This is a genomic window from Mycobacterium sp. TH-M106 (genome assembly GCF_057473765.1).
In genome coordinates, this window is record NZ_JBYCLE010000034.1 from 1 (window position 1) to 1,412 (window position 1,412).

General features: G+C 67.7%; 2 protein-coding genes. One reads left to right on the top strand and one right to left on the bottom strand.

What is annotated here, in order from left to right:
* On the top strand, window positions 1-1,212 hold a 1,212-nt coding region (locus AC2VOP_RS01040; RefSeq protein WP_486959239.1), incomplete at its 5' end, for a class I SAM-dependent methyltransferase.
* Window positions 1,213-1,268: 56 nt separating this feature from the next.
* Here AC2VOP_RS01040 and AC2VOP_RS01045 read toward each other — a convergent pair.
* Complete coding sequence (locus AC2VOP_RS01045; protein WP_486959240.1) at window positions 1,269-1,400, bottom strand: DUF732 domain-containing protein; 132 nt, start codon at window positions 1,398-1,400, stop codon at window positions 1,269-1,271.
* Between the last annotated feature and the right edge of the window lie 12 nt (window positions 1,401-1,412).

A 1,412-nucleotide genomic window follows, 5' to 3' on the forward strand; every position in this document is an offset into this window, starting at 1 on the left:
ACCGCCTACGACGGCAGCACGGCCGGGCCGGATGACGCCAAGCTGGGTCTGGATCTGCTGACCCCGCGCGGCACCACCTACCTGGCCACCGCACCTAGCGACCTGGGGCTGGCCCGGGCCTACGTCGCGGGCGACCTGGAAGCGCACGGCGTCCACCCGGGCGATCCGTATGAACTGCTCAACGCGCTCGCCGACAAGCTGGACTTCAAACGCCCCCCGCCGCGGCTGCTGGCCACCATCATCCGCTCGATCGGGGTAGAGCATCTGGTGCCGATCCCGCCGCCGCCACAGGAATCGCTGCCCCGCTGGCGTCGCATCGCGGAAGGTTTCCGGCACAGCAAATCTCGTGACGCCGAGGCCATCCACCACCATTACGACGTGTCGAACACCTTCTACGGGTGGGTGCTCGGTGAGTCAATGACCTACACCTGCGCGGTCTACCCGAACGCCGACGCCAGTCTGGAGGAAGCTCAGGAGAACAAGCACCGGCTGATCTTCGACAAGCTGCGACTGCGACCCGGGGACCGACTGCTCGACGTCGGCTGCGGCTGGGGCGGCATGGTCCGCTACGCCGCCCGTCGCGGTGTGCGCGCCGTCGGGGCCACCCTCTCGGCCGAGCAGGCCAAGTGGGCGCAGCTGGCGATCGAGGCGGAGGGGCTCACTGAGTTGGCCGAGGTGCGCCACTGCGACTACCGCGACGTCCGCGAGGCCGGCTTCGACGCCGTCTCCTCGATCGGGTTGACCGAGCACATCGGCGTGGCGAACTATCCGGCCTACTTCGGCTTCCTCAAATCCAGGCTGCGCACCGGCGGTCTGCTGCTCAACCACTGCATCACCCGCCGTGACAACTCGTCGACGTTCGCCGCTGGTGGATTCATCGACCGCTACGTGTTCCCGGACGGGGAATTGACCGGGTCCGGGCGCATCATCACTGAGGTCCAAAACGTCGGGCTGGAGGTGCTGCACGAGGAGAACCTGCGCCACCATTACGCGTTGACGCTGCGCGACTGGTGTGGCAACCTCGTCGAGCACTGGGACGAGGCCGTCGCCGAGGTGGGCCTGGCCACCGCCAAGGTATGGGGCCTGTACATGGCGGGTTCGCGGGTGGGGTTCGAACAGAACGCGATTCAGCTGCACCACGTACTGGCGGCCAAGCTCGACGACCGCGGCGGCGATTGCGGGCTGCCGCTGCGGCCGTGGTGGCGGCCCTGACCGTGCCCAGCCCTATCCCAGCCCTAACCCAGCCCTAACCCAGCCCTAACCCAGCCCTAACCCGGTGGGGCGTCACCCGTCTGCGGTGCGCTGGGTGCCAACTGCTGCGGACAGTACGACCGCTCCGCCATCGCGAGGAACTTGGCTGCGTGGTCTTCGGTCAAGCCGGGATTGCGGTTCACGATGATCTTGAGGACCTC